At 63.8% G+C, this 1,028-nt stretch carries 1 protein-coding gene; it reads left to right on the top strand.

Annotated features, from left to right (window positions below):
- Window positions 1-8: 8 nt before the first annotated feature.
- On the top strand, window positions 9-1,028 hold a 1,020-nt coding region (locus tag I8J34_RS24130; protein ID WP_370661900.1), incomplete at its 3' end, for an ISAs1 family transposase.

The raw sequence follows: 1,028 nt of genomic DNA, 5'->3' as shown, positions 1-1,028 counted from the left end.
CGGACAAATTGATGGCTCTGGTCGAGGTGTTCGAAGGACTCGAGGACTGGCGCAACGCGCAGCAGACGCGTCACCGGCTGGACGAACTGCTTACCGTGGCGGTGTGCGCGGTGCTCAGCGGCGCCGACGACTTCGAGGATATTTCGCAGTGGGGCAAGGAGAAGCTCGGCTGGCTGCGCCGTTTCCTGACGCTGGACTACGGCGTGGCTTCCTCCGACACCTTCGAGCGGGTGTTCGCACTGCTCGATCCGAAGAGCTTCGAGCGCGCCTTTCGCAGTTGGGTCGCAATGGTGATCCCGGCGCTTGGTCACGAACAGGTGATCGCCATCGACGGCAAGAGCAGCCGGCGCACCACGAGCAAAGCGGCGGCAGCGCCGCTGCACCTGGTCAGCGCCTTCGTTGCCGAAGTGGGCGTGGTGCTCGGGCAAGTAGCCACGGGCGAGAAATCCAACGAAATCACGGCGATTCCCGAGTTGCTGGGTGTGCTGGACATCAAGGATTGCATCGTGACCATCGATGCCATGGGCACCCAGACGGCCATTGCACGAACGATCCGCGAACGCGGTGCGCACTACGTGTTGTGTGTGAAGGACAACCATCCAACGCTGCTCGATTCGATCCTGCTGACCCACGCCGGCGTGGCCGGGCCGCTCGAATCGGCCAGTACCTGCGAGACACGCTCGCGCGGACATGGGCGCGAGGAAGTACGTCTGTGCCAGGCCTTCGAGGCCGACGCGCGGCTCTACAAGGCCGAGCAGTGGCCCGATCTGAGAAGCTTCGCCACGGTCAAGCGCACGCGCATCGTCGCCGGCAAGAAGAGCGTCGAGCGGCGTCACTACATCAGCAGCCTGCCGCCCGATGCGGACAAGATCGCGCATGCCGTTCGAAGCCACTGGGAAGTAGAGAATCGGTTGCATTGGTGCCTGGATGTGCAGTTCTCCGACGACTACGCCCGTGCCCGCACCGGACACGTTGCCCACAACCTGGCGCTGGTACGCCACATCGCGCTGAACCTCATTCGGCTGAAC

It is taken from the genome of Denitromonas iodatirespirans (assembly GCF_018524365.1).
GTDB classification, from domain to species: domain Bacteria; phylum Pseudomonadota; class Gammaproteobacteria; order Burkholderiales; family Rhodocyclaceae; genus Nitrogeniibacter; species Nitrogeniibacter iodatirespirans.
Note: the sequence above shows the minus strand (reverse complement) of the source record. Positions and strands in the feature narration are given on the sequence as shown.